The organism is Pseudomonas sp. A39, from assembly GCF_058145955.1.
This window is the reverse complement of the sequence record NZ_JBYVMD010000003.1, coordinates 201,449-226,389: the sequence shown is the minus strand read 5'-3', so window position 1 is coordinate 226,389 and position 24,941 is coordinate 201,449. Positions and strand designations below refer to the sequence as shown.

28 protein-coding genes are annotated in these 24,941 nt (G+C 63.8%); 19 read left to right on the top strand and 9 right to left on the bottom strand.

The annotated features are described in order from the left end of the window. Positions 1-399: 399 nt before the first annotated feature. Together AC3ZU9_RS03920 and AC3ZU9_RS03915 are read right to left on the bottom strand one after the other, a co-directional pair. Positions 400-1,398: an NAD(P)H-quinone oxidoreductase gene (locus AC3ZU9_RS03920; protein ID WP_012723625.1), complete on the bottom strand. Its 999-nt coding sequence runs from the start codon at positions 1,396-1,398 to the stop codon at positions 400-402. Next, positions 1,395-2,627, bottom strand: coding sequence for a YbfB/YjiJ family MFS transporter (locus AC3ZU9_RS03915; RefSeq protein ID WP_490090331.1), 1,233 nt, complete (start codon positions 2,625-2,627; stop codon positions 1,395-1,397). The genes AC3ZU9_RS03920 and AC3ZU9_RS03915 overlap by 4 nt, the downstream gene beginning before the upstream one ends. 112 nt (positions 2,628-2,739) lie before the next feature. Here AC3ZU9_RS03915 and AC3ZU9_RS03910 point away from each other — a divergent pair, with 112 nt between their 5' ends. Together AC3ZU9_RS03910 and AC3ZU9_RS03905 are read left to right on the top strand one after the other, a co-directional pair. Further along, positions 2,740-3,615 (top strand): LysR family transcriptional regulator, encoded by an 876-nt coding sequence (locus AC3ZU9_RS03910; protein WP_490090330.1) that lies wholly within the window; start codon positions 2,740-2,742, stop codon positions 3,613-3,615. Positions 3,616-3,692: 77 nt separating this feature from the next. Next, the gene (locus AC3ZU9_RS03905; RefSeq protein WP_046036222.1) at positions 3,693-4,079 is read left to right on the top strand and encodes a DoxX family protein; all 387 of its coding nucleotides are present in this window, start codon (positions 3,693-3,695) and stop codon (positions 4,077-4,079) included. A 249-nt stretch (positions 4,080-4,328) separates the two neighbouring features. Here the strand turns inward: AC3ZU9_RS03905 and AC3ZU9_RS03900 are convergent, their stop codons facing one another. The 3 genes from AC3ZU9_RS03900 to AC3ZU9_RS03890 all read right to left on the bottom strand — a co-directional run bounded on the left by AC3ZU9_RS03900 (position 4,329) and on the right by AC3ZU9_RS03890 (position 7,520). Next, positions 4,329-5,147: an alpha/beta fold hydrolase gene (locus AC3ZU9_RS03900; protein ID WP_046036221.1), complete on the bottom strand. Its 819-nt coding sequence runs from the start codon at positions 5,145-5,147 to the stop codon at positions 4,329-4,331. A gap of 88 nt (positions 5,148-5,235) precedes the next feature. Beyond that, the gene (locus AC3ZU9_RS03895; protein WP_490090329.1) at positions 5,236-6,627 is read right to left on the bottom strand and encodes an alginate export family protein; all 1,392 of its coding nucleotides are present in this window, start codon (positions 6,625-6,627) and stop codon (positions 5,236-5,238) included. After that, the gene (locus AC3ZU9_RS03890) at positions 6,624-7,520 is read right to left on the bottom strand and encodes a VOC family protein (protein ID WP_490090328.1); all 897 of its coding nucleotides are present in this window, start codon (positions 7,518-7,520) and stop codon (positions 6,624-6,626) included. Before AC3ZU9_RS03890 ends, AC3ZU9_RS03895 begins: the two co-directional genes overlap by 4 nt. A 146-nt stretch (positions 7,521-7,666) precedes the next feature. On the opposite strand from AC3ZU9_RS03890, the gene AC3ZU9_RS03885 reads away from it, so the two are divergent. Next, the gene (locus tag AC3ZU9_RS03885) at positions 7,667-8,734 is read left to right on the top strand and encodes an NAD(P)-dependent alcohol dehydrogenase (RefSeq protein ID WP_490090327.1); all 1,068 of its coding nucleotides are present in this window, start codon (positions 7,667-7,669) and stop codon (positions 8,732-8,734) included. Between the two features lie 165 nt (positions 8,735-8,899). Here AC3ZU9_RS03885 and AC3ZU9_RS03880 read toward each other — a convergent pair whose 3' ends face one another. Beyond that, a complete protein-coding gene (locus AC3ZU9_RS03880; RefSeq protein WP_012723633.1) occupies positions 8,900-9,199 on the bottom strand; it encodes a hypothetical protein in 300 nt (99 codons plus the stop codon). A gap of 202 nt (positions 9,200-9,401) precedes the next feature. Between AC3ZU9_RS03880 and AC3ZU9_RS03875 the strand changes: the two genes are divergently transcribed. The 3 genes from AC3ZU9_RS03875 to AC3ZU9_RS03865 are packed head-to-tail and all read left to right on the top strand — an operon-like array spanning position 9,402 to position 11,567. Further along, positions 9,402-10,061 carry a secretin and TonB N-terminal domain-containing protein gene (locus AC3ZU9_RS03875; RefSeq protein WP_370636195.1) on the top strand — a complete coding sequence of 220 codons (660 nt, stop codon included), beginning with the start codon at positions 9,402-9,404 and terminating at the stop codon, positions 10,059-10,061. Further along, positions 10,058-10,603, top strand: coding sequence for an RNA polymerase sigma factor (locus AC3ZU9_RS03870; protein ID WP_046036215.1), 546 nt, complete (start codon positions 10,058-10,060; stop codon positions 10,601-10,603). The genes AC3ZU9_RS03875 and AC3ZU9_RS03870 overlap by 4 nt, the downstream gene beginning before the upstream one ends. A gap of 37 nt (positions 10,604-10,640) precedes the next feature. Beyond that, entirely contained in the window at positions 10,641-11,567 is a 927-nt protein-coding gene (locus AC3ZU9_RS03865) for a FecR family protein (protein ID WP_102060605.1), read from the top strand. Position 11,568: 1 nt separating this feature from the next. On the opposite strand, the gene AC3ZU9_RS03860 is transcribed toward AC3ZU9_RS03865, so the two are convergent. Together AC3ZU9_RS03860 and gspH are read right to left on the bottom strand one after the other, a co-directional pair. Further along, positions 11,569-12,165, bottom strand: a complete 597-nt coding sequence (locus AC3ZU9_RS03860) for a type II secretion system protein GspJ (protein WP_046036214.1) — start codon at positions 12,163-12,165, stop codon at positions 11,569-11,571. Continuing rightward, positions 12,162-12,614: a type II secretion system minor pseudopilin GspH gene (gene gspH, locus AC3ZU9_RS03855; RefSeq protein ID WP_012723638.1), complete on the bottom strand. Its 453-nt coding sequence runs from the start codon at positions 12,612-12,614 to the stop codon at positions 12,162-12,164. The genes AC3ZU9_RS03860 and gspH overlap by 4 nt, the downstream gene beginning before the upstream one ends. Positions 12,615-12,707: 93 nt before the next feature. Here gspH and AC3ZU9_RS03850 point away from each other — a divergent pair, with 93 nt between their 5' ends. Continuing rightward, a complete protein-coding gene (locus tag AC3ZU9_RS03850; RefSeq protein ID WP_490090326.1) occupies positions 12,708-13,139 on the top strand; it encodes a type II secretion system protein N in 432 nt (143 codons plus the stop codon). Here the strand turns inward: AC3ZU9_RS03850 and gspI are convergent. Continuing rightward, positions 13,126-13,491: a type II secretion system minor pseudopilin GspI gene (gene gspI / locus AC3ZU9_RS03845; RefSeq protein WP_012723640.1), complete on the bottom strand. Its 366-nt coding sequence runs from the start codon at positions 13,489-13,491 to the stop codon at positions 13,126-13,128. The genes AC3ZU9_RS03850 and gspI overlap by 14 nt on opposite strands. 148 nt (positions 13,492-13,639) lie before the next feature. Between gspI and gspG the strand changes: the two genes are divergently transcribed. The 12 genes from gspG to AC3ZU9_RS03785 all read left to right on the top strand — a co-directional run bounded on the left by gspG (position 13,640) and on the right by AC3ZU9_RS03785 (position 24,936). Then, positions 13,640-14,089, top strand: coding sequence for a type II secretion system major pseudopilin GspG (gene gspG / locus AC3ZU9_RS03840; RefSeq protein WP_012723641.1), 450 nt, complete (start codon positions 13,640-13,642; stop codon positions 14,087-14,089). A gap of 8 nt (positions 14,090-14,097) precedes the next feature. After that, positions 14,098-14,967 (top strand): type II secretion system minor pseudopilin GspK, encoded by an 870-nt coding sequence (gspK, locus tag AC3ZU9_RS03835; protein WP_012723642.1) that lies wholly within the window; start codon positions 14,098-14,100, stop codon positions 14,965-14,967. Then, a complete protein-coding gene (gene gspL / locus AC3ZU9_RS03830; protein ID WP_093546581.1) occupies positions 14,964-16,025 on the top strand; it encodes a type II secretion system protein GspL in 1,062 nt (353 codons plus the stop codon). Before gspK ends, gspL begins: the two co-directional genes overlap by 4 nt. Beyond that, positions 16,018-16,530, top strand: a complete 513-nt coding sequence (locus AC3ZU9_RS03825; RefSeq protein WP_012723644.1) for a type II secretion system protein M — start codon at positions 16,018-16,020, stop codon at positions 16,528-16,530. The genes gspL and AC3ZU9_RS03825 overlap by 8 nt, the downstream gene beginning before the upstream one ends. Then, on the top strand, positions 16,527-18,836 hold the full coding sequence (gene gspD, locus AC3ZU9_RS03820) for a type II secretion system secretin GspD (protein WP_490090325.1): 2,310 nt from the start codon (positions 16,527-16,529) through the stop codon (positions 18,834-18,836). The genes AC3ZU9_RS03825 and gspD overlap by 4 nt, the downstream gene beginning before the upstream one ends. Before the next feature lie 811 nt (positions 18,837-19,647). Beyond that, positions 19,648-20,169: a bifunctional adenosylcobinamide kinase/adenosylcobinamide-phosphate guanylyltransferase gene (gene cobU / locus AC3ZU9_RS03815; RefSeq protein ID WP_046036018.1), complete on the top strand. Its 522-nt coding sequence runs from the start codon at positions 19,648-19,650 to the stop codon at positions 20,167-20,169. After that, the gene (gene cobT / locus AC3ZU9_RS03810) at positions 20,166-21,221 is read left to right on the top strand and encodes a nicotinate-nucleotide--dimethylbenzimidazole phosphoribosyltransferase (RefSeq protein ID WP_122810116.1); all 1,056 of its coding nucleotides are present in this window, start codon (positions 20,166-20,168) and stop codon (positions 21,219-21,221) included. Before cobU ends, cobT begins: the two co-directional genes overlap by 4 nt. Next, a complete protein-coding gene (gene cobC / locus AC3ZU9_RS03805) occupies positions 21,218-21,793 on the top strand; it encodes an alpha-ribazole phosphatase family protein (protein WP_015885233.1) in 576 nt (191 codons plus the stop codon). Before cobT ends, cobC begins: the two co-directional genes overlap by 4 nt. A gap of 2 nt (positions 21,794-21,795) precedes the next feature. Further along, positions 21,796-22,524 carry an adenosylcobinamide-GDP ribazoletransferase gene (locus AC3ZU9_RS03800; RefSeq protein WP_015885232.1) on the top strand — a complete coding sequence of 243 codons (729 nt, stop codon included), beginning with the start codon at positions 21,796-21,798 and terminating at the stop codon, positions 22,522-22,524. A gap of 42 nt (positions 22,525-22,566) precedes the next feature. Next, a complete protein-coding gene (locus AC3ZU9_RS03795) occupies positions 22,567-22,971 on the top strand; it encodes a MarR family winged helix-turn-helix transcriptional regulator (RefSeq protein ID WP_015885231.1) in 405 nt (134 codons plus the stop codon). 63 nt (positions 22,972-23,034) lie between these two features. After that, a complete protein-coding gene (locus tag AC3ZU9_RS03790; protein WP_162471080.1) occupies positions 23,035-24,234 on the top strand; it encodes an MFS transporter in 1,200 nt (399 codons plus the stop codon). Between the two features lie 150 nt (positions 24,235-24,384). Then, complete coding sequence (locus tag AC3ZU9_RS03785) at positions 24,385-24,936, top strand: glutathione peroxidase (RefSeq protein WP_015885229.1); 552 nt, start codon at positions 24,385-24,387, stop codon at positions 24,934-24,936. Positions 24,937-24,941 lie beyond the last annotated feature (5 nt).

Below are 24,941 nucleotides of genomic sequence, written 5' to 3'. Positions count from 1 at the left end.
AGATGGCGGTCGTCGGTCAGGCCGCCAGCGGGAGCAAGCTCCCTCGCCACAGGTTCGCCGCCATACCCGAAATTGTGTAGATACCGATGCACCGCTATCGGGGGCAAGCCCCCTCCCACATTTGGATCGCGGTCTAACCGTTAGATGGCGGTCGTCGGTCAGGCCGCCACGGGAGCAAGCTCCCTCGCCACAGGTTCGCCGCCATACCCAAAATGGTGTAGATACCGATGCACCGCTATCGGGAGCAAGCCCCCTCCCACAGTTGGATCGCGGTCTAACCGTTAGATGGCGGTCGTCGGTCAGGCCGCCACGGGAGCAAGCTCCCTCGCCACAGGTCCGACGCCATACCCAGAATTGTGTAGATACCTATGGGTATCGCAGGCAAGCCCGCTCCCTGTATTACTCCACCCGCAACACAATCTTGCCAATATGATCCCCACCCTCCATCCGCGCATGAGCCTGGGCCGCGTCGGTGTAGGCGTACACCTTGTCAATGATCGGCAAGCAACGCCCGGCGGCCAGCACCGGCCAAATGTACTCGCGCAACTGTTCAGCGATGGCGGCTTTTTCGTCTTTGCTGCGTGCTCGCAGAAGTGACCCGGTAATCACCGCGCGTTTGGCGAGAATGCTCAGCAGGTCGACATCATTGGCCTTGCCACCGCCGAGAAAGCCCAGCATCACCAGGTGACCGTCCATGGCCAGGGCCTTGAGGTTGTTGTTGAGGTAGGAGGCGCCCATGATGTCAAGGATCACATTCACGCCCTGGTCATCGGTCTTCTGGGCGATGACCTCGGCAAAATCCTGCTCGCGGTAATTGATCGGCTCAGCGCCCAGCGTGGCAATGGCTGCGCATTTGTCGGCGCTGCCGGCGGTGGCGAAGGCCTGGATGCCGAACTCGCGGCACAGCATCAGCGCGGTGGTGCCGATACCGCTGGTGCCGCCATGGATCAGCACGCGCTGACCGGTGTGCGCATCGCCAAGGCCAAACAGGTTGGCCCAGACGGTGAAGAAGGTTTCCGGCACAGCGGCGGCTTGGATCCAGTCCATGCCCTCGGGGATCGGCAGGGCCTGGCTGGCCGGTACGCTGCAGAACTGCGCGTAGCCGCCGCCATTGGTCAGGGCGCACACCTTGTCGCCCAACTGGTATTCGCTCACGCCATCGCCCAACGCCACCACTTCACCGGCCACCTCCAACCCTGGGATCGGGCTGAAGCCGGGTTTCATCGGGTACTTGCCGGCGCGTTGCAGGGCGTCAGGGCGGTTGACCCCGGCGGCATGCACGCGGATCAGAATCTCGCCGGGGCCTGCGACAGGCACCTCGGCGCGGCGCGGTTGCAGCACTTCAGGCCCGCCGGGGGTGGTGATTTCGATCAGGGTCATTTCTTGAGGAAGCGTCATTTCAGAGTACCTGCAGCGATGAGCGTATGGGTTGGGACCGTACCAAGCGGTCGACGGTTCAGCATAATCATGCCCAGTTCCAGGGCCAGCGCGACCACGATGGCCCCGGCGGCGATCATGAACAACAGCGCATGCTGGCCGCCGCTGCTGTTGAACAGCGCCGAGTAGGCAAACCCGGACAGCGCCTGGAACGTCGCGAAGGACACAGTAGCGCGGCTCCAGGCCACTTGCTGCTGGTGATGATTGGGCAGCAGTTCATGCACCCGCGCCAGTGCCAGCGGCACGATGCCCGGCGGGAAAGAGCCGAGGATCACCGCCAGCACCGCGAGGGCGCTGAACGAGCCGGCGAATGGCAACAACCCGACGGCAATCGCCTGCACCACCAGCACCACGCGGATACTCAAGCGTGCACCGAGTTTATCGGCGAGGAAACCGTAGGTCACCGGCCCCACAATCGCGCCCAGGCCGTACATCACCCAGATCATCGCGCCGACGTGTGCGCCGTCACCCAGGCCACGGGCCACGTAATCCACCAGGAACACCATCGCCGGCACCAGGCCCGCCGCCATGAAGGCGTACTGGGCAAACAACAGGTACACGCCGGACGGCGTCCGCGCTGAGGTGTCCGCCGGGGCCGCGGCTTCCTGCAGCGTACCGGTGGGCCAGGCGAACCAACTGGCGGCCGTCAACACCAGCGCCAACAGGCCCAGGCCAAACCAGGTCTGCTGCAACCCCAGGCTCAGCAGCGGCGGCACGAGGGTGCCGGAGCCGGCAATGCCCAGGCCGATGCCAAGGAAGATCGCACCGCTGGCCAGGCCCCGACGCGCCGCCGGTACATGGGGCAGCACGGTCGCTGCTACCAGCACCATGATCGCGCCCCCGGCAATGCCCGAGAGCAGGCGCCAGGCAAAGAACCACAGCACCGACAGCGGGAAGCCACAGGCGAAGAACGCCAAGGTCACCGCCACCATCATGGTGCGCAGGGCGGTCTTGTTGGAGGTGCGCTGGGCGATGGGCCGACCGATCAGCGCGCCGATCAGGTAACCCACCAGGTTGGCGGCACCGAGGTAGACCACGTCGCTGGCGGAAAACCACTGCGCCTGGATCAAGGTCGGGATCAACGGCGTGTAGGCGAACCGCGCCAGGCCGATGCTGACCAGGCTGGCGCAGAGGCCAGCGAAGATCGGCAGCCAGACTGAGCGGCGAGGTGGAGTGGGGGTGTCGAGCATGATGGCGGTCCTGGGTATTTTTCTCTGGCGCCCAGCATATCCAGGTTTGTTGATGCAATAATGCTGCGATTACACGGCATAGCGATGCATATATGCATCACAAGGATCAGGTATGAATTGGGATGATGCGCGAGTGTTCCTGGCGGTCTGCCGCGAATCCACGCTGCGCGGTGCCGCAAGGGTGCTGGGCGTGGATCAGGCCACGGTGGGCCGGCGGGTCAACGCCCTGGAAAAGTCCCTGAGCGCCACCTTGTTCCTGCGCACGTCCGAGGGGTATGCGCTCACGGCGGTAGGCGAGGCAGCCTTGCTCTCGGTGGAGAAAATGGAGCGCTCGGCCCTCGACCTCGAGCGCCAGATCCAAGGCCTGGACGAGCGCTTGACCGGCACCGTGCGGGTCAGCACCACCGACTCCCTGGCCATCGATTTCCTGATCCCCGCGATCGCCTGCCTGCACGACAAACACCCCGACGTGCGTGTGCAGTTGGACGCCTCTACGCAGATCCTCAGCCTGGCCAAGCGTGAAGCCGATATCGCCGTGCGCAACACCCGCCCGGATAACCCCGACCTGATCGCACGGCGCATCGCCCGTTGGTCGGTCGGGCTGTTTGCCTCCCAGGGCTACATCGACCGCCACGGCGTGCCCGAGCCCGGCAGCCTGTTCGACGGGCATGACCTGGTCGTCTACCAGCCCTACCTGCAAAGCCAGAAGGACATGGCCTTGGTCTCTGAACCCCTGGGGCGCGGGCGCATCGTCGCGGCCTTGAGTTCCAGCCTGCTGGTGCGCCGCTCCATCGCTGCCGGCATCGGCATCGGCGAGATCCCGGTGTACACCGGCGAGCGCGACGGGCTGGTGCGCCTGTGGCCCGAGCGCACGCGGCCCTTGCCGTATGACGTGTGGCTGGTGACCCACGCCGACCTGCGCCACACGGCGCGGGTGCGCGTGGTGATCGACGAAATCGTCGCCGCCTTTGCCGGCACCGGGTGCTGAGGTCAGCACAGGCTTGCAAGCAGGCGGAGGGCTTGGTCGACACAATCGACGTTTGTAGCCACCCACCGAGAGCACGTATGAACGAATCGAAAAGTCAGGACTTGGGGCTGTTGTTTCTGCGGGTCAGCGGGGCGCTGTTCCTGCTGTGGGTACACGGTTTGCCCAAGTTATTGAATTACAGCGAACAACTGAAACTGATCGAGGACCCGTTTCACTTGGGCGCCCACGTCACGCTGCTGCTGGCAATATTCGCCGAAGTGCTGTGCCCGGTGCTGATCATTGCCGGGGTGTTGGTGCGCCTGGCGTGCCTGCCGATCCTGGCGGTGCTGTTGATCGCCATGGTGGTGGTGCACCCGGAGTGGACGTTGTTCGAAGGGCAGTTCGGCTGGCTGCTGTTGATCATTTTCACCAGCGTATTGATCGCCGGACCAGGGCGCCTGGTCTTGAGCCAGCGTTTCTCCTGAGCAAAAAAAAGGCCGGGCAAGCCCTAATGTCAGTCAGTTAAGAAGCAGCAAGAGCGAAAAGTAACCTGTGGCGAGGGAGCTTGCTCCCGCTGGACTGCGCAGCAGTCCCAGTCTTTTGAAACAAAGAGCTGGGGCCGCTTCGCGACCCAGCGGGAGCAAGCTCTCTCGCCACAGGTACGGTGCTCACACTTAACTGACTGGCATGACGGGCAAGCCCGGCCAAAATAAGGAGAGGGTGGTTCAGGCGTTTCAGCGGTTCAGGAACGCCAGCAGGTCTTCATTCAACTGCTGCGCGTGGGTCACGGCGAACCCGTGTGGCGCATCCTTGTAGACTTTCAGTTCGGCGCCCTTGATCGAGGCCGCGGCGACTTTACCGGTGGTTTCGAACGGAACGATCTGGTCGCCATCGCCGTGGATGACCAGGGTCGGCACGTCGATCTTGGCCATGTCCGGGCGGAAGTCGGTTTCGGAGAATGCAGTGACGCAATCCACGGTCGACTTCAGGGACGCCTGCAAGGCGATCTGCAGGGTCTGGGTCAACACGCCTGCGGAGACGGTCTGGCCCTTGTTGATGCCGAAGAACGGCGTATTGAAGTCGGCGATGAACTGCGCGCGATCCTTCAGCAGGCCAGCCTTGATGCCATCGAACACTTCAGTCGGCACGCCCTGCGGGTAATCCGGTTTCTGGCCGAAGAGCGGCGTCACCGCACCCAGCAGCACCAGGCCGGCAACCCGTGCGCTGCCGTGGCGGGCGATGTAGCGCGCGACGTCGCCGCCGCCCATGGAGAAGCCCACCAGGGTCACGTCCTTGAGGTCCAGGTGCTCGATCAACTGCGCGATGTCGTCGGCGAAGGTGTCGTAGTCGTTACCGGTCCAGGGTTGGTCCGAGCGGCCAAAGCCACGGCGGTCGAACGCGAGGGTGCGAAAGCCACGGCTGCTCAGGTATTCCATCTGGTATTCCCACATGTCTGCATCCAGCGGCCAGCCGTGGCTGAACAGCACGGGCTTACCGCTGCCCCAGTCCTTGAAGTAGATCTGGGTACCGTCTTTGGCAACAAATGTGCTCATGGAAAACTCCTTGGTAGCGGGAAAATGGCTCAGCATCACTATGGGTATAAAGCGTGCGCCGGGCTTGTATGGGTGTGCTTGGTTGGGGCTACCAGCTGAATTTCAGCTCGACGCCCAGGTAATTGCTGTCATCACCGCCGGCATCGCGCAGGGTTCGGCCGACCGCGTAATGCACGGCTTCGACGGCGCCGGTGAGGTTCGGCGTAAACACATAGTCGGTACGCAGCTGACCGTAGGCACCCGTCCAACGTTCACCTTGGCCGGCGGTTCCGGCGACGGGCAGGTTTGGTTGGGTATAAACCGCATCATGGGTGGTTTGTCGCCACAGTAGGCCGATGGCGGTTTGCACGCTGAGCTTGTCGATCGGCTTGACGGTGATCGACGGCTTGACGTGAATCAAGTTGCTGTAGCCGGTGTAGCCCGCGAGGGAAAAGTAATAGCCGTTGGGGAACAGCGGGTTGAACGTGCCGAGGGTGCCGTCCCCGGTTTTACGGTCGCCCGAGGCGATGTCCAGTTGCAGGCCCAAGCGCGGTTTCCAGGCCAGGCTGTCGAAGGTGTAGCCGGTGCGGCTGCCACCGGCCCAGGCGCGGATATCCTTGCTGCCCACCGAGCCGCTTTGCAGCATCGCTTCGACGTCCCAGTCAAACCCCATGGCCGCGCCGCCCAGGCGGGCGTCGAACAGGTGGCGTGTCTCGTCGCCGTCCGCGTCGAGGTAATGCGCCGCGCTGCGTTCATACACGCCGTAGTAGGCCGACAGTTCGTTCTTGCCGCCCACCAGCCGCTCCACGCGCAGCATGTGGAAGCGCGCATCGCTGTTGGATTTGTCGTCGAAGTGCCGCCCGTCCTGGTACTGCACCGGCTGGCTGGCAATCCCGATAAAACGCCAGTTGGACGTCTCCCAGTCGGCCCACAGCGCATCGAAGGACTGCCGCACATTCGGACCGTCCCGCGACGAGATGAAACGCTGCAAATCGAAGGCGAAATCCTGGCGCCCGACGCGGGCCTTCAGCGTGCCGCTGCTGAAGGTATTCACGTATTCGGCAAAGGCCAGGCGCAGGTCGACACGGTTCTGGTCGGCGCCGCCAATCGTGGTTTTGTCGTAGGCGCGCACGTCTTCGAGTTGGGTGAATACCCGCCAGTTTTCGTTCAGGTGCAGGTCGGCATGCACCTGGAAACGCTGGATCAGGTAGCGGTCACGCTTCACGTCGCGCACGCCGAAACCACTGGCGTCGTTCATCTCGAAGCGCTCGCGCAACGTCGCACCGAGCGACAGGTAGGTCAACGGGTCGGCACTCGACAACGGGATGTACTTCAAGGTGTCCAGCGGCTGCGTGCGCAGCGCCGGGTTCTGCAGCACCGACCAGTCTTCCTGCCAGCGGTTGGCCTTGATGGCCGGGCGTGTCGCTTGCTCATCGGCGTGGGCGCTGCCGGCGAGCAGCGGCCACAGCACGGCCAGGCCCCAGCCTGTGCGGCGCGTCATTTTGCTGCGTTGAGTTGATGAATCTCCGCGACATAGCCGCCGGGGAATTCCACCAGTGCACTGCGACGGCCTTTACTCTCAAAGGCCGGCACCACCACGGTGGCGCCGGAGCCGGTGGCTTTGCCCAGGGTTGCCGTCAGGTCAGCCACTTGATAGCCGGTGGTCTCGTGGCCGAACGGGTAGGGCAGTTGGCCGTTGGTGACCAGTACCGCCATGCGCCCGAACGGCGACTCGATGTCGACACGCCGATAGCTGCCGTTGGCTTGACCGATGTCCACGCCCGGCGCGTGTTTGTCATCGGCCAGGACTTTGCCGTGGGAGAAGCCGAGGAACGCCTTGATAAAACGGTCGGCACGGTCGGCACTGAGGTACACGCGGTTTTCCGGCACGGTCTGGAACGCTGCGTAATCCGGGGTCTTGGTGTGCCAATAGAGTTGCATGTTCACACCGCCTGGCCACTGCACCACCGCGTCACGGCCGATCGGGTCGGGGAAGTCGCTGACGATCACCTCCGCGCCGTTTTCCCGCGCGGCCTTGAGGGCGACGTCCATGTCCTTGACCAGGTAACCGTTGCGCTCCTGGCCGAACGGGTGCGGGATCGGCGTGGTGAAACCAAACAGCGACACCGTGCCCGCCGGCGTCTGCAGCAATTGCGAGGTGGTGCTGCTGGGCACCGGCAGCACATTCACCACCACCTGGGCGGTGCTTTTACCGCCGAAAGTGGCCAGGAAACTCTGGGCGAAACGGTCGACATCGGCCGGCGCCACATAGACGTGGCTGGTGTCGTATTGCGGGGCCACGGCCACGCTCGGGGTTGCCGCGAAGGCATTGCCCATCATTGCGCTCGCCAGCAGCGTCAATGCCACAGATACCTTGATTGCTTTGCTACGCATGCCCACTCTCCAGCACTTCTACGCGATTGAAGCCGTGAGGTTAGGGGCACAGAGGCGAAGGAAATTGTACAGACGTGCTCGGTTGAACGGTTCAGCGTCTATGCTGGTCCACTGACTTCTACCGTCAGATCACACAGGTGAACGAAATGGCCAAGACTTACAGCTACGCCGCCCAGAACGCCAAGGATGCCCTCAAACCCTTCACCTTCGAGCGCCGCGCGCCGGGGGCGGATGACGTACAGATCGACATTCTCTATTGCGGCGTGTGCCACTCCGACCTGCACACCGCGCGCAACGAGTGGAAGAACACCCTTTACCCCTCCGTGCCGGGCCATGAAATTGTCGGCCGCGTGACGGCGGTCGGGGGCAATGTGACGACCTTCAAGGTCGGCGACCTGGCCGGTGTCGGCTGCATGGTCGACAGCTGCCAGCACTGCGCGTCGTGCGCCGAAGGCGAGGAGCAATACTGCGAGAGCGGCTTTACCGGCACCTACAACGGTCCGGTGTTCGGGGGTGAAAACACCTTTGGCGGCTACTCGGACAGCATCGTGGTCAAGGAGAAGTTCGTGCTGCGCATCTCCCACGACGATTCCAACCTGGCCGCTGTCGCGCCGTTGCTGTGCGCGGGCATCACCACCTACTCGCCGCTGCATCACTGGAAGGTCGGCCCCGGCAAGAAGGTCGGTGTGGTGGGCCTCGGTGGGCTGGGGCATATGGCGGTGAAGATCGCCCACGCCATGGGCGCGCACGTCACGTTGTTCACCACCTCGCCGAGCAAGCGCGAAGACGGCCTGCGCCTGGGCGCCGACCAAGTGGTGGTGTCGAAGAACCCGGACGAAATGGCCAAGGTCGCCAACAGCCTGGACTTCATCCTCAACACCGTCGCCGCGCCGCACGACCTCGACGCCTTCCTCAACCTGCTCAAGCGCGACGGCACCATGACTCTGGTCGGCGCCCCCGACAGCCCGCACCCGTCGCCGACCGTGTTTAACTTGATCTTCAAGCGCCGCAGCCTGGCCGGTTCGCTGATCGGTGGCATCCAGGAGACCCAGGACATGCTGGACTTCTGCGCCAAGCACGGGATTGTCTCCGACATCGAGATGATCGATATCCAGGGCATCAACGAGGCCTATGAGCGCATGCTCAAGGGCGATGTGAAGTATCGGTTCGTGATCGACATGGACAGCTTGAAAAAGGAAAGCCACGCGGCTTGAAACGCACGCTATAAACCCCTGTAGAACCCCGTGGGAGGGGGCTTGCTCCCGATAGCGGTGTTCCGGTCAGAACGTCTGTGACTGACCCACCGCCATCGGGAGCAAGCCCCCTCCCACAATTTTATGGGCGCACTGCAGATCGAGAGAGGCTATCTGCCTGACGGCTTAAGGCCGCTGCGGTTTTACCGACGTACCGAAGGTGTTGCCCATCCGCACGCTGGTCGCCGCCGGCGTGGCTAGACCGACTTTATTGGGCAGGCGCTTTTCGACGGCAATGTGCTGCGCCTCGCGGTTTTTTTGCGTCGCTGTTGTCGCATTCGTTTCACTGCCCATCTGTTGGCTGAGGCAGCCATAGTCAGGCGCCTTGTAGCCATCCACCGTGACCTCTGCGCAAGTGTCGGCATGGGCGATCAAGGGCAGGGCAGTGCACAGCAACAGGCTGGCAAGGGACGCTAACACTTTCATCGGAGCCTCCTGGCGGGCCCGCAGGAGTGGGCCAGTAAGGCTTGAGAGTCTAGTGCAGCTGGCTGCTCGTCACCGTGATGTTTTTTTTGCTATCACCGTAACATCAGGTTCATAAACTGGCCTCAGGATGACGGTTTTCTAGGGCGCGTCGGCCGTGCAGCGATGCAGAGCAGGGGGTGGACAGGGGGGCTGGCGGCGCGCCGTGTGCGCCCTGGTCTTGCTGTTGCTGCTGCTCGGTGGTCGCGCCGCGCAGGCCGAGGCTCCGCTGCTGTCGTTGAACCTTGCGGCGCAAGACCTGGAACACGCACTGCAAGCGTATAGCCGCGCCACCGGGATGGCCGTGCTGGTGGACCGCGAGTTGACGCGGGGCCGGCGCTCCATCGCGGTGCGCGGGCGCTTTACGGCGCAAGAAGCACTGGCAATGTTGCTGACAGGGAGTGGCCTGATGGCACGTTATGCACGCAGCGATGCATTTACCTTGCAACTGCCCGATGTCAGCCCGCCACCCCCGACCCAGGGGACGGCGGCACGGCATACAGCGCGGATCAACACCAGCTATGCGACGGCATTGCAGCACGCCATCGAGACCAGCCTGTGCCGTTCGCCGCTGACCCGGCCCGGCGGTTTTCGTGCGCTGGTGCAAGTATGGGTCAACCCGGACGGGGTGATTGCACACAGCCGGTTGGTCAGCTCCACCGGCGACGAACAACGCGATGAAGCACTGGTACGCAGCCTGGCAACAACACGGGTCGAACGCCCCGCACCCAGCTCACTGCGCCAACCCGTGACTTTACTTTTGATGCCTGACACCACAGGAACGCGCATGGAATGCACAGTAGCGAAAGGAGCCTCGGGCGGATGAAAAACTCCGGGCACAGCACCATGGTCAGCTTGTTCCTGGCCTCCTACGAAGACTTCAAGGTGCGTTTGCGCAAGCGCCTGGGCTCGGAGGACCTGGCCAACGACGTGCTGCACGAAACCTACCTGCGGGTCGACCGCATGGAGGTGCCGCCGAACCTGCAACAGCCCAATGCCTACCTCTACCGCATGGCCCTGAACATCGCCGCCGACCGCCGCCAGGCCGACGCGCGCTTGCTCACCGGCAGCGAGGTCGAAGAATTGTTGCAAAGCGCCGACGAAGCCCAGGACCCCTCGCGGGTGGTAGGCGGCCAGAAAGAAATCCAATCCCTGGTCAAAGCCCTTTACGAGTTGCCGGCACGCCGCCGCAAAATCCTGATCGCCGCCCGCCTGGAAGAGGCGCCGCACCTGGAAATTTCCCAGCGTTTCGGCATCTCTACGCGCATGGTCGAGAAAGAAATCAAGGCCGCCCTGGGCCATTGTGCCAAGCGGCTGGAAAGAAAAGTGATTCAGCGGTTCGGTCCCGGTGCCGGAAAACCGTCTTAGTGTCGAGTCCCTGATAAATCCGTGAGTACGTGCGCGCTTGAATATTTTTAGCTTCTCCACCGCCCGGCAGTCCGCCGCCAGCCCCCTGCACGATGAAGCCCGCGACTGGCTGGTCCTGCTGACCTCGGGCCGCGCCACCGTGGCCGATGCCAAGGCCCTCAAGGCGTGGTGCGCGCAGAGCCCCGCGCATGCCCAAGCATTCGAGCAGGCCAAGACGCTGTGGCAGCAAGTGGCACCGGCGCTCGATCACGTGTCGCAACCGCGCAGCTTTGGCCGGCGTGCCTTCCTTGGCGGTGCGCTCGCCGCTTCGGCGGCCGTGGTGATGGTGCGCGTTGGCGTACCGGGCGGTTTTGCCGGGCTCACGGCTGACTATCGCACCGCCGTCGGCGAGCAGCGCCAAGTGGTGTTGAGCGACGGGGTCAGCCTGGAACTCAATACCCAGACCCGCATCAGCCGGGTCGGGCAGGGCATTGAATTGCTCGAAGGTGAAGTCGAGGTGTTCGCCCACGTTGCCCAGCCGCTCAAGGTCCAGGCCGGCGAGGGCTGGGTGAGTGCGGCGCAGGCGCGGTTCAATGTGCGCAACACCGACCATAACGTGTGTATCACCTGTATCCAGGGTTCGCTCTCGGTGGATATCGCCGGGCGCAGCGTGCGCCTGGACCAAGGCCGACAATTGACCTACGGCGCCGCCGGAATCAGCGACGTGACAAGCGTGGACACCCAGGCGGTGCTGGCCTGGCGCGAACAGGTGCTGGTGTTCAACAACGCCACGCTGGCGACGGTGGTGGATGAGATCAACCGGTATCGGCCGGGGATGCTGGTGTTGCTGAATAAACAACTGGGCCAGCGCCGGGTGCAGGCGCGGTTCAGTTTGCAGCAGCTGGCGGGCGTGGCGTTGTTGATCCGGGATGCCTATGGGGCCAAGTGCACGGAGTTGCCGGGTGGGGTGGTGTTGTTGAGCTGACTCACTTCAACGGCCCCACCACCTGCCTATACGTTTCCACCCCCTGCGGCGTCTGCCGCACCAGGCTGATTTCCAATCCCAACGGATCCTCGCGCCGATTCCCGCTTAACTGCCGCCAGCCCTTATCCGGCTCCCACACTCGCACCTGCAGGTCACTCACGCCGGTCAACACCACCAGCCCATCCTTCGCCGCCGGCAACGGGTAGCGGTCCCGTGTCGGCGCGGCGGCGCGATACAGGGCGTCGCCCTTGAGCCACCAGCGCACCCGTTGCAGGCCATCGCCTGCCACCGGGGCGCTGCGGATCACGTCAAGACGGAAGCCTTTGCTGTCGGAACTGCGCACCGTGATTGCGGCCAAGCCTGTGTCTTGCGGCGCGTCTGGGGCTGTCAGTTCAACACTGGCCCGCAGGCTGATATCCCGCTGCATCTGGTTCAACGCTCTCAGCAACACCTCGGTCTGCTCGGTACTCGCCTGCAAGTGCTGATCCGCACGGGTGACGCTGTCCAGCCCGCGCCAGGCGATCAGGCTGACCACCGCCATGAGCATGATCGCCACCATCACTTCGATCAGGGTGAAGCCGTGCTGGGATCGGTTCATGGCTGGCTCACCACGCGCATCAAGCCGGCGGCGTCGCGTTGCAGGCTGAGGCTGTGCTGCCCGTCGGACAGCACCACGCGCAGCGGTGGGTTGATCCATTCGGCATTAAGCACCAGGGTTTGCCGGGGTTCGATGTTGATTTGCATCGGCGTGCTTTCCCATAGGCGCGGGCGCAGTTGGCTGTCGCCCTGGAAGGATTCCACGCTCGCGCCATCATCGCTGCGGCGGTTGAAGCGAAAGCCCTTGGCGTCGGCGCGCCAGGTGATGGGGCGGCCGTCGGCGTGGGCTTCGGCCTGGGCGACTTGCAGCAGTTGGCTCAGGCGTTCGGCGTCCTTGCGCAGCAGGTGCAGCGGGTCGGGTTTGATCGTGAGGCTGATGGCGGCGCTGGCGATGCCGATGATCACCAGCACCACCATCAGCTCGATCAGGGTGAAGCCTTGCTGTTTCATCGCGTGCTTCCTGGAACACTGGGGAGTGTGTGAAATAAAAGCGTGCGAATTGACCTGTAGGCTGGTGCGACGGACAAACAGGAGGTCCTCCCCATGACATTTGCCCCTCGTATCACCTTGGCCCATGGCGTGCAGGCGCTGGGCGTATTGGCCGCCTTGGCGGGCGTGGCGGTATGGACGCCGCTGCTGCTCACCCGCGCCGAATCCCACACCCCGCAAGCCACGCCCCAGGCGTTGGCGGCGCGCAGCGATAACCCGGCGTTGCAATGGTTTTCCAATGTGCCGACGGCGTTGCAGGTCAAGGTCACGGGCGTGCTGGCGGGGGCCCGAGGCGCAGTGGCGATCCTCAGTCTGAATGACGGCCCGCCGCGCAGCTTTCTGTTGGGTGAGCGGCTCAGCCCCGGCGTGCGGCTGACGGCCATCGAAGGCGACGGTGTGGAGATCGAACGCGGTGGCGAGAAGCTGCGCGTCAACCTCGACAAGCTGCCGCAGGGCCCCGCGCTGCCGCTGCTCACTCGGCCATGACCTGGGTGTCCAGGCGCGCCAGGGGCGGCGCTTCGCGGCTGGCGTCGAGCACCTGCAGGTTGACCTGAAACAGGCGGCCATCGGCGTTGATGGTCTGCTCGCAACGCAGCTTCAAGCGGCCTTGGTCACACACGAAGGTGCGCTTGCCGCTGCGCAAGTGTCCTTCCAGGCGCAGTTCCGCCAGGCGACTCTGTGCCGCCAGCAACGCGATTGACTTGTCCCGCAGCAAGCCGTTGCTCTGGGTCATCAGCCCGGCCACGCGCACAGCGGCGGCCATGGCCACGGCGATAATCGCCAGCGCCACCAGCACTTCGATCAGGGTAAAACCTTGCGCGTTGCGACGGCCGTACATGGCGCTCTCAAAGCCGGGAAACAGGCCCGCAGACTAGCGCCGGCAGTTGACCGATTGGCGACCGAAACTCCCGAGGATTTTCAATACGACTGACATGTGTTCTTGCAACACTGCGCCACGAATTGCACTCAAGCCAAGGAATGTCGAGATGGATATCGCGCGCCCAACATCCCCATTGCCGGGCCCTCGCGGCCAGCGTGGCTTCACGCTGATCGAGATCATGGTGGTGGTGGTCATCCTCGGGATCCTGGCGGCCATGGTGGTGCCCAAGGTCCTCGACCGTCCGGACCAGGCGCGGGCCACGGCGGCCAAGCAGGACATCGGCGGGCTGATGCAGGCGTTGAAACTCTACCGCCTGGACCACGGCACCTATCCGAGCATGAACCAGGGCTTGAAAGTGCTGGTGGAGCGCCCGGCGGATGCGAAGAACAGCAATTGGCGCGCCTACCTGGAACGCTTGCCCAACGACCCCTGGGGCCACCCTTATCACTACCTCAACCCGGGCGCCAACGGTGAGGTCGATGTGTTCTCCCTCGGTGCCGACGGCCAACCGGATGGCGATGGCGTCAATGCCGATATCGGCTCCTGGCAGTTGTAAGGCCCGTCATGAAAGGGTATTCGCCCCCAGCGGCGAAGCAGCGCGGCATGGCGATTATCAGCGCCTTGCTGATCGCGGCGGTGGTGGCGGTTCTGGCCGGCGCCATGCTCACACGCCAGACCGTGTTCACCCGCAGCCTGGAGGCCGAGCAACTGCGCATCCAGGGCCAGTGGCTGTTGCAAGGCGGCCTGGAACGCAGCCGGCAGATGCTCTGGGACGCGCGCCAAAAGGAGGTGCTGACGCGCCTTGATCAATCCTGGGCCCGTGCCCAAGGCGGCGCGTTCGAGGGGCGGATTGAGGACGAGCAAGGCAAGTTCAACCTGCGCAATTTGGTCAATCGCCAGCAGGTGGACAGCGAGCAGTTGCAGAGTTTCGAGCGGCTGTGCCAGTTGATCGGCGTCGACCCGGCGGTGAGTCGCCGCGTCAGCCAGCGAGTGATCGCCTCTTATCTCCCCCCGGTCAAATACCCGATGCTGCGCAGCCTGGATGACTTGAGTGGCCTCGAAGGCCTAGACCCCCTCGTGTTGCAGCGCATGCAGGCGTACATCAGCGTGTTGCCTGGGCCTACTTGGGTCAACGGCAACACCGCCAGCGCCGAAGTGCTCAGCGCGGTGGTGCCGCAGCTCAGCCTGTCCCAGGCCCATGGGCTGGTGGCCGAGCGTGACAGCGGGCAGTGGTTTATCAACCGTGGAGACTTCGTCAACCGCCTGCATTTACCCCAGGTGGTGATGGATTCGGTGCAGGTCGGTATTACCAGTGAGTGGTTTCGCCTGCAGGGCCAGGCCCGGCGTGAGCAGCGCCGGGTCACGATCGACGCGTTGCTGCATCGGCCCGAAGACCGTCAGCCACGAGTGATCTGGTCGCGGGTGGGCGTATGAAACGCTTGCGCATCGGCTTGCCGCCGCTGGATCAATTGACCGCTGAAAGCCAGGTCAGGTTTGCCTGGCTGGAGCGTGGCGTGGTCGTTGAAGAGGGCTATGAACACCTCGCGCAGCTGGGTAAGTCCCGCCAGGCAGTGGACTGCTTCCTGCACCCCCAGGACAGTCTGCTGACCCGCCTGGATCTGCCGCCATTACCGGCGGCGAAAACCGCTGCCGCCGTGGCCTGTGCCGCGCAGGCGCTGATACTCGGCCCGGTGGACCAGATGCAGGTGGCCCACGGCCCGCGTGACAGCGATGGGGGCGTGCAGGTGGCCTGGGTGCCCAAGGCCGGGTTGGCGCGGCTGGCGCAACTGCCACTCAAGCTGCGCGGCCTGTACCCGGCGCCCTATGCCTTGCCGGTGGGCGCGGCGGCGTTGGACGAAGGCTATCTGTTGACGCGTGACAGCCTGCAACAAGGCGCGGTGCACCCGTTGGGGTTGCAGGCGCTGGATGTGCCGCTGGTGGAGGCCACGCAGCGTTGGAGCGGGCCGGTGCCGGCTTGGGGATTGCACGGTCGCCTCAACCAACCCTCGACCGGCGGATGGGGCAGGGCGCTGGCCTGTGTGGCGCTGGCCACGGCCATCTGGACCGTCGGCCTCAACCTCTACGCGGCCCGCCAGGTGGAGGAAGGCCAGCGACTCAAGGCATCGATGAGCCAGCAGGTGCGCCAGGCCTTTCCCGAATTGCCGGTGGTGCTCAACCCGTTGCAACAGGCGCGTCAACAATTGGCCGCCCGCCAGACCGGCGCGGCGGCCGACCCAGGGCAACGCTTCGCCAGCCTGGTGCAACTGGCGGGTAATAACCTGCCCTTCATGGTGGGCAGCGTCGACAACCTGAGCTTTGAGCAGGGGCGCCTGCACGTTGAATTACTCGCCGACAGTCGCAACCCAAAGGCCGAAGGTGAATGGCAGGCAGCGTTGGCCCAGGCCGGTTTTACCGCCAGCCGCGATGAGCATGGCTGGACCCTTGCCCCGGCGCAGGCCGCAGAACAACCCGCAGGGGCCGGTGATGAATAAAGTCCAGCGACTGCGCAGCCAGGCCCAGGTGTTCTGGAACGGCCTGGCCCTGCGCGAAAAGCGCCTGCTCGGTGGGGCCGGCCTGGTCCTGGCGAGCCTGCTGACCTGGCTCGTACTGGTGCAGCCCGCGCTGAAGAAGATCGATTACTGGCAGGCCGAAACCCCCAAGCTGCGCGCCCAGGCCGAAGCCTTGCAAGTGCTGTTGCAGGATGTCGCCGCGCCCAGGCCGGGCGACGACACCGCACTGCGCCAAGCCCTGGATGGCGCCGGTCTGCAAGGCCATTACCAATTGCAGGCACTGGAATCCGGCGGTTGGCGCCTGACCTTCGACAACGCCCCGGCGGATGCGGTGGTGGGCTGGCTGTTGGGCAATGCCCGTTCGTTTTCCCTGGAGGTGTCTGAGGCGCGTTTGCAGCGCGCCCTCGATACCGTCGATAACTCGGCCGGCACTGTGTCCGGGACCGTTCGCATGGATCAGGCGCTTGGCGCTAAGGAAGCTTCATGAAGTGGTCAGTCCCCTCTTTTCGTAGGGTCGCGCCTTTGCTGGTGCTGGCGTTGAGTGCGTGCAGCAACCCGTCAACCACGCCGTTGCTGGTGGACAGCGAACTCGGTCAACCGTTGGCGAACACCCAGCGCAGCGGCGAGAACGTGTTGGACCGCCAGCGCGACCTCGCATCCAAGCCGCCCGTACAGCACCGCGTGACCAACAGCGCCCGTGGCCACGCCCCGGCGGCCGTGAAGGCGCGCAACCCGCTGGGTGACCAGCCGGTGCAGCTCAATTTTGTCGATGCGGACATCCAGGCGGTGGTCCGCGCACTGTCCCGCGCCACCGGCCAGCAGTTCCTGGTGGACCCGCGTGTAAAGGGCAACCTCACCCTGGTCAGCGAAGGCCAGGTGCCGGCGCACCAGGCCTACGACATGCTGTTGGCGGCGCTGCGCATGCAGGGCTTCAGCGTGGTCGATGTGGGCGGTGTCGCCCAGGTCGTGCCCGAAGCCGATGCCAAGTTGCTCGGCGGGCCGATCTACAGCGCCGGTAGCAGCGGCATGCAGACCCGCACCTTTCGCCTGCAATATGAAAACGCGGTGAACCTGATCCCGGTGCTGCGCCCCATCGTGTCGCCGAACAACCCGATCAATGCCTACCCCGGCAACAACAGCATCGTCATCACCGACTACGCGGAAAACCTTGCGCGGGTGGCGCAGATCATCAGCGGCATCGACACCCCCAGCGCCATCGACACCGACGTGGTGATGGTCCAGAACGGCATCGCCGTGGACATCGCCGCCATGGTCTCCGAGCTGCTGGAAACCCAGGGTGCCGACCAGACCCAAAAGATCAACGTGATCGGCGACCCACGCTCCAACTCGATCATCATCCGTTCCGGCAGCCCGGAACGCACGGAACTGGCGCGCAACCTGATCTACAAGCTCGACAACGCGCAGAGCAACCCCAGCAATATGCACGTGGTGTACCTGCGCAACGCCCAGGCGAGCAAGTTGGCCCAGTCGCTGCGCGGATTGCTCACTGGGGAAAGCGATTCCGGCGTCAGCGACGACGCGCGTGGCAAGCTCAGCGCCATGGGCGGTAATGGCAAGAACACCCAAGGCACCAGCAATGCGCAAAACAGCAGCGGCACGCCGACTGGCAGTGGTGTGCAGTCGGGGTATGGGCAAACCACCGGCTCGACTCCCAGCTCCAGCGGCACCTCCACTGAGAACCAGGACACCGCGTTCAGCGCCGGCGGCGTGACCATCCAGGCGGACGCCACCACCAACACCCTGCTGATTTCCGCGCCGGACCCGCTGTACCGCAACCTGCGCGAAGTGATCGACATGCTCGACCAACGCCGCGCCCAGGTGGTGATCGAAAGCCTGATCGTGGAAGTCGGCGAAGACGATGCCACCGAATTCGGCGTGCAATGGCAGGCCGGCAACCTCGCCGGCAAGGGCGGTTTTGGCGGGGTCAACCTGGGCGGTAGCGGCGTGAACAGCACGCCGACCAGCAAGACCAGCATCGACGTGTTGCCCAAGGGCCTGAACGTGGGGCTGGTCAACGGCACGGTGGATATTCCCGGTATCGGCAAGGTACTCGACCTCAAAGTCTTGGCCCGGGCGCTGAAGAGCAAGGGCGGCACCAACGTGCTGTCGACGCCGAACCTGCTGACCCTGGACAACGAAGCGGCGAGCATTTTCGTCGGCCAGACCATTCCGTTTGTCACCGGCAGCTATGTGACCGGTGGCGGGGGGACCAGCAACAACCCGTTCCAGACGGTGCAGCGTGAAGAAGTGGGGCTCAAGCTGAATGTGCGGCCGCAGATTTCCGAAGGGGGCACGGTGAAGCTGGATATCTACCAGGAGGTCAGCACCGTGGATACACGGGCGTCGGTGGACGCGGGCACGGTGACCAACAAGCGGGCGATCGATACCAGTATTTTGTTGGATGACGGGCAGATCATGGTGCTCGGCGGGTTGCTGCAGGATGGGTATAGCCAGAGTAATGATGCGGTGCCGTGGTTGTCGGATATTCCGGGGTTGGGGGCGTTGTTTCGTAATGAGAAGCGCAGTGTGAACAAGACCAACCTGATGGTGTTTTTGCGGCCGTATATTATTCGGGACAGTGGGGCGGGGCGCAGTATTACCTTGAACCGGTATGAATTTATGCGCAGGGCGCAGGGGGGGCTGCAGCCGGAACATAGTTGGGTGATGCCGGATGTGCAGGCGCCGCAGTTGCCTTCGGTGGAGAAGGCGATTCCGGGTGCGCCGCGGGCGGTGATCAGGGCGGTGCCGGTTTCTGGGGGGGCGCAGCGGTGATTGAGTACATATCCGTTGCTGCGGTAATGGCCACCTATGGTTCCGCTCTTACAGCGGGTCACTTTTGGAAGGACCCAAAAGTAACCAAAAGGTCCTCGCCCCACCACTCGGCACCTCGCCTGGGCTCGGTGTGCCCTCACTCCGGCTTTGGAGCGTGGGCCGCCGCGATGGGCCATCCTTGGCCCAGCGCGGCTAACCCGGCGTCCTGCCGGGTTACCCACGCTCCAAAGCCTGCGTTCGGCCAGCGTGGTTTTACGGGGCGCCTGAGATCAAAATCAAAAGCCAGATCAAACGCGAATCTGCTTTTCTGTGGGAGCGGGCTTGCCCGCGAAGGCGGCCTGACAGCCGACCCCTATTTACTTGATGCCCCACACTCCAAATGTGGGAGTGGGCTTGCCCACGATGGCGGCCTGACAGCCGACCCCTATTTACCTGATGCCCCACACTCCAAATGTGGGAGCGGGCTTGCCCGCGATGGCGGCCCGACGGCCGACCCCTATTTACCTGATGCCCCCCACTCCAAATGTGGGAGTGGGCTTGCCCGCGAAGGCGGCCTGACAGCCGACCCCTATTTACCTGATGCCCCACACTCCAAATGTGGGAGTGGGCTTGCCCGCGATGGCGGCCTGACAGCCGACCCCTATTTACCTGATGCCCCACACTCCAAATGTGGGAGTGGGCTTGCCCACGATGGCGGCCCGACGGCCGACCACCCTTTACCTAATGCCCCACGCCCCAAATGTGGGAGCGGGCTTGCCCGCGATGGCGGCCTGACAGCCGACCCACTTCAGCCAACCCAAGGTGCCATCCCATGCTTCAACTGATCCTCGGTGGCGCTCGCTCCGGCAAAAGCCGTCTCGCCGAAAGGCTCGCCAGCGACAGTGCCTTGCCCGTCATTTACATTGCCACCAGCCAACCGCTGGATGGCGAGATGAACGCGCGCGTCGCGCTGCATCGCCAACGTCGCCCGGACGATTGGGGCTTGATCGAGGAGCCTGTTGAGCTGGCGCGGGTGCTTCGGGAGAACGCTGCCGTGGGGCAGTGTCTGCTGGTGGACTGCCTGACGCTGTGGCTGACCAATCTGCTGATGCTCGAGGACGTCGAACGCTTGGCGCTCGAACGCGAACAACTGCTGGAAACCCTGGCCTCGCTGCCGGGTGAAATCATTTTTGTCAGCAACGAGACCGGTTTGGGTGTCGTGCCGCTGGGCGAATTGACTCGCCGCTATGTGGATGAAGCCGGTTGGCTGCATCAAGCCTTGGCCGAGCGGTGTCAGCGTGTTGTCCTGACCGTTGCCGGCCTGCCCCTGACTTTGAAAGGTACTGCGTTATGACTGACACCTGGTGGCTCAACCCTTGTAAGGCGATCGACGCTCAAGCGTACGAACAAGCCCTGGCGCGCCAGCAACAATTGACCAAGCCGGCTGGTTCCCTCGGTCAGTTGGAGGCGCTGGCAGTGCAATTGGCCGGCCTGCAGGGCCAGGTCAAGCCGTCGGTGGATTCTCTGTGGATCGCCATTTTCGCCGGTGACCATGGCGTGGTTGCGGAAGGCGTGTCGGCGTTCCCCCAGGAAGTCACCGGGCAGATGCTGCATAACTTTGTCACCGGTGGCGCGGCCATCAGCGTATTGGCGCGGCAGTTGGGTGCGCAGTTGGAAGTGGTCGACCTGGGGACGGTGACGCCGTCGCTGGATCTGCCGGGTGTACGGCACTTGAATATCGGCGCGGGCACGGCCAACTTCGTCAACGGCCCGGCGATGACCGAGGCTCAGGGGCAGCTCGCTCTGCAAGCCGGTCGCGACAGTGCATGGCGTGCGTTGGCAAACGGGGCGCAACTGTTTATCGGCGGCGAGATGGGCATCGGCAACACCACCGCCGCCAGTGCGCTGGCGTGTGCCTTGCTCGATTGCCCGGTCAGCGACCTCACCGGGCCGGGCACCGGGTTGAATGCCCAGGGTGTCAGCCACAAAGTGGCCGTGATCGAACGCGCGCTGGCGTTGCATGCCGGCCAGCGCGGTAATGCGTTGCAGACCCTGTTCAATCTTGGCGGCTTTGAAATTGCCGCACTGGTGGGCGCGTATCTGGGCTGCGCCCAGGAAGGCATCGTGGTGCTGGTGGATGGGTTCATTTGCACGGTCGCGGCGCTGGTGGCGACACGCGTGAGCCCGGCGTGCCGTGAATGGCTGGTGTTTGGCCATCGCGGTGCCGAGCCTGGCCATCGTCATGTGCTGCAGCGTCTGGACGCGCAGCCATTGCTGGAACTGGGTCTGCGCCTGGGTGAGGGCAGCGGTGCTGCGCTGGCGGTGCCGTTGTTGCGCCTGGCCTGCGCGCTGCACGGGCAGATGGCGACCTTCGCCGAAGCCGCCGTGGCAGACCGTCCGGCATGACCTTGCGCCTGGACCTGCTGCGCCACGGCGAAACCGAGATGGGCGGCGGCCTGCGCGGCAGCCTGGATGACGCACTCACCACCAAGGGCTGGGCGCAGATGCGTGCTGCTGTTGTGGCGCAAGGGCCGTGGGACCGCTTGGTCAGTTCGCCACTGCAACGTTGTGCGCGGTTCGCCGAGGCATTGGGCGCTCAACTCAACCTGCCGGTCACGCTGGAAAAGGATCTGCAAGAGCTGCACTTCGGTGCCTGGGAGGGGCAAAGTGCCGCCGCCTTGATGGAGACCGACGCCGAGGGGCTGGGCTTGTTCTGGGCTGATCCCTACAGTTTTACGCCGCCGGAGGGGGAGCCTGTCAGCGACTTTTCCGGTCGGGTTCTGGGCGCTGTCGCACGTTTACATCAGGCTTACGCCGGTGAGCGTGTGTTGTTGATCAGCCATGGCGGCGTGATGCGCCTGCTATTGGCGCAAGCGCGAGGCTTGCCTCGGGAGCAATTGCTAAACGTGGAAGTTGGCCACGGTGGGCTATTCAGCCTGCAGGTCGCCAACGACGGCGCGCTGAAGGAAGTGGGGTAACCATGCTGCCATTCTGGATCGCCCTGCAATTTCTCAGCAGCCTGCCGATTCGCCTGCCGGGCATGCCGCAGCCTCAGGAGCTGGGCCGCTCGTTGCTGTTTTATCCCGTCGTCGGTGTGTTGTTCGGTGTGCTGTTGTGGGCCTTGAGTACGGCATTGATGGGCGCGCCGCTGTTGCTGCATGCCGCACTGTTGCTGACGGCCTGGGTGCTGCTCAGTGGCGGCCTGCACCTGGACGGTCTGGCGGACAGCGCCGATGCCTGGCTGGGCGGCTTCGGCGATCGCGAGCGAACGCTCGCGATCATGAAGGACCCGCGCAGCGGACCGATTGCCGTGGTCACGCTCGGGCTGGTGCTGCTGCTCAAATTCACCGCCTTGGTCGCCTTGATCGAACAGCAGAACGGCGCCGCACTGATCCTGGCCCCGTTGATCGGCCGCGCATCGATGCTGGCGCTGTTTCTCACCACGCGCTATGTGCGTGCTGGCGGATTAGGCCAGGCATTGTCGGATCATTTACCGAGGATCGTCGGCCAACAGGTGCTGATCCTCAGTGGGCTGGCGTGCATCCTGATCGGCGGCTTCAGCGGTGGTGTTGCGGTATTGCTCGCGGCGATCTGTTTTATCGGGCTGCGCCAACTGATGGTCAATCGCCTGGGCGGCACCACGGGCGACACCGCGGGCGCCTTGCTGGAGCTGCTGGAAGTCGCGGTATTGGTCGGCTTGGCGCTGTAACACTTTCTTGCATTTCCTTAATCGCGGGTATATACACGTTCCATGCTTGCCTCCCAATGTTTATGTACCAACCTGCGACGTGCCGCCCGTGGCGTCAGCAGGCATTACGACGGCGCCCTTGATGGCTTCGGGATCAACGTCGCCCAGTATTCCTTGCTGTGCAACCTGCAGCGACTCGATCAGCCGAGCATTTCCAACCTGGCCGACGCCATGGGCCTGGATCGCAGCACCTTGGGGCGCAACCTGCGGGTGTTGGAAGGCGAGGGCCTGGTGCAGTTGGTTGAGGGGGATGACTTGCGTAACCGCCTGGTGAAGTTGACCGACGACGGTGAAGCGCGACTCGCCGCCGCATTACCCGCCTGGGAGGCGGCGCAGCAGAAATTGATCGATCAACTCGGCGCGGAAAAACGCGAAACCTTGTTGGCCTTGCTGGACGAACTCGCCTGATCGCGGGTTTGTTCGACTATAAGCGGGTATATACCCGCGAACGGAGAATAAGAAATGACCTCGATGTGGCGCACCAGTGGCTGGATTCTTGTGGGGAGTGCGCTGATCCTGGCGTTGTCGTTGGGTGTGCGACACGGGTTCGGCCTGTTCCTGGCGCCGATGAGCAGCGAGTTCGGCTGGGGCCGTGAAACCTTTGCCTTCGCCATCGCCTTGCAGAACCTTATCTGGGGCCTGGCACAGCCGTTTACCGGCGCCCTGGCCGATCGGTTTGGTGCCACCAGAGCGGTGTTTGTCGGCGGCGTTCTTTACGCGGTGGGCCTGGTGCTGATGGGCATGTCCGATTCGGCGTGGTCGCTGTCCCTGAGTGCCGGCCTGCTGATTGGTATCGGCCTGTCCGGCACCTCGTTCTCGGTGATTCTCGGCGTGGTCGGCCGCGCCGTGGCCCCGGAAAAACGCAGCATGGCCATGGGCATCGCGAGCGCTGCCGGTTCGTTCGGCCAGTTTGCGATGGTGCCGGGCACCTTGGGCTTGATCAGTTGGTTGGGGTGGTCTGCAGCACTGCTGGCGCTGGGCCTCATGGTGGCGCTGATTCTGCCGCTGGTCGCGATGCTCAAGGACCGGCCGTTGCCGGTGATGGCCGGTCAGCAAACCTTGCGTGAAGCGTTGAAGGAAGCCTGTTCCCATTCCGGCTTCTGGTTGTTGGCCTTCGGCTTTTTTGTCTGCGGTTTCCAGGTGGTGTTTATCGGTGTGCATTTGCCGGCCTACCTGGTGGACCAGCACCTGCCGGCCACCGTCGGCACCACGGTGTTGGCGCTGATTGGCCTGTTCAATATCTTCGGCACCTACACCGCCGGCTGGCTCGGTGGGCGCATGTCCAAGCCGCGCTTGCTGACCGGTTTGTACCTGTTGCGTGCGGTGGTGATTGTGCTGTTTCTGTGGGCGCCGGTCACCGAAGTCACGGCCTACCTGTTTGGCATGGCCATGGGCTTCTTGTGGCTGTCCACCGTACCGCTGACCAACGGCACCGTCGCGACACTGTTTGGTGTGCGAAACCTCTCCATGCTCGGTGGGATCGTGTTCCTGTTCCACCAGCTTGGTTCATTCCTGGGCGGCTGGTTGGGCGGGGTGGTCTATGATCGTACCGGCAACTACGATTTGATCTGGCAGGTGGCAATTCTGTTGAGCCTGCTCGCCGCGGCGCTTAACTGGCCGGTGCGCGAGCGGCCGGTGGCACGATTGCAGGCGCAGATGGAGGCAGCATGAGCTTAGCGGTACGCGGTGTGATACTTATCGCAGGGTTGGTCCTGGTGCTGCTGGCCTGGTGGGGCTGGCAACACGGCGGGCTGGCGTTGATGCAACTGGGTATGTCGATCTGTTAAGTTCGTAGCCTGAATATTTTGAAGGACACCCGACATGCAGATGCGCTGGCTCGCTGTACCCGTCCTGATGGCAATCGGCAGTGTCGCCTCTGCTGCCAGTTGCCCGCCGCTGCTGGAAGGCCAATTGCCCAAGCTGCGCGCCAAGGAATCCATCGACCTGTGCCAACGTTTTGCCGGCAAACCCTTGGTCATCGTCAATACCGCGAGCTTCTGCGGGTTCGCCCCACAGTTCAAAGGGCTCGAAGCGTTGTATCAACGCTACAAGGGCGAAGGGCTGGAAGTGATCGGCGTGCCGTCCGATGACTTCAAGCAGGAAGCCAAGACCGGTGAAGAGACCGCCAAGGTGTGTTACGTGAATTATGGCGTGACCTTTACCATGACCGAGCCACAAAGGGTCAAGGGGCCGGACGCGGTGCATTTGTTCAAGGTATTGGCGCAGCAGACCGACGCGCCACCGAAGTGGAATTTCTACAAGTATGTGGTGGATCGGCAGGGCAAGGTGATTGCCAATTTCTCCAGCCTGACCAAGCCGGACAGTCCGGAGCTGATCAAGGCGGTGGAGGAGGCGATCGCCTCCAAACCGTGATCGGC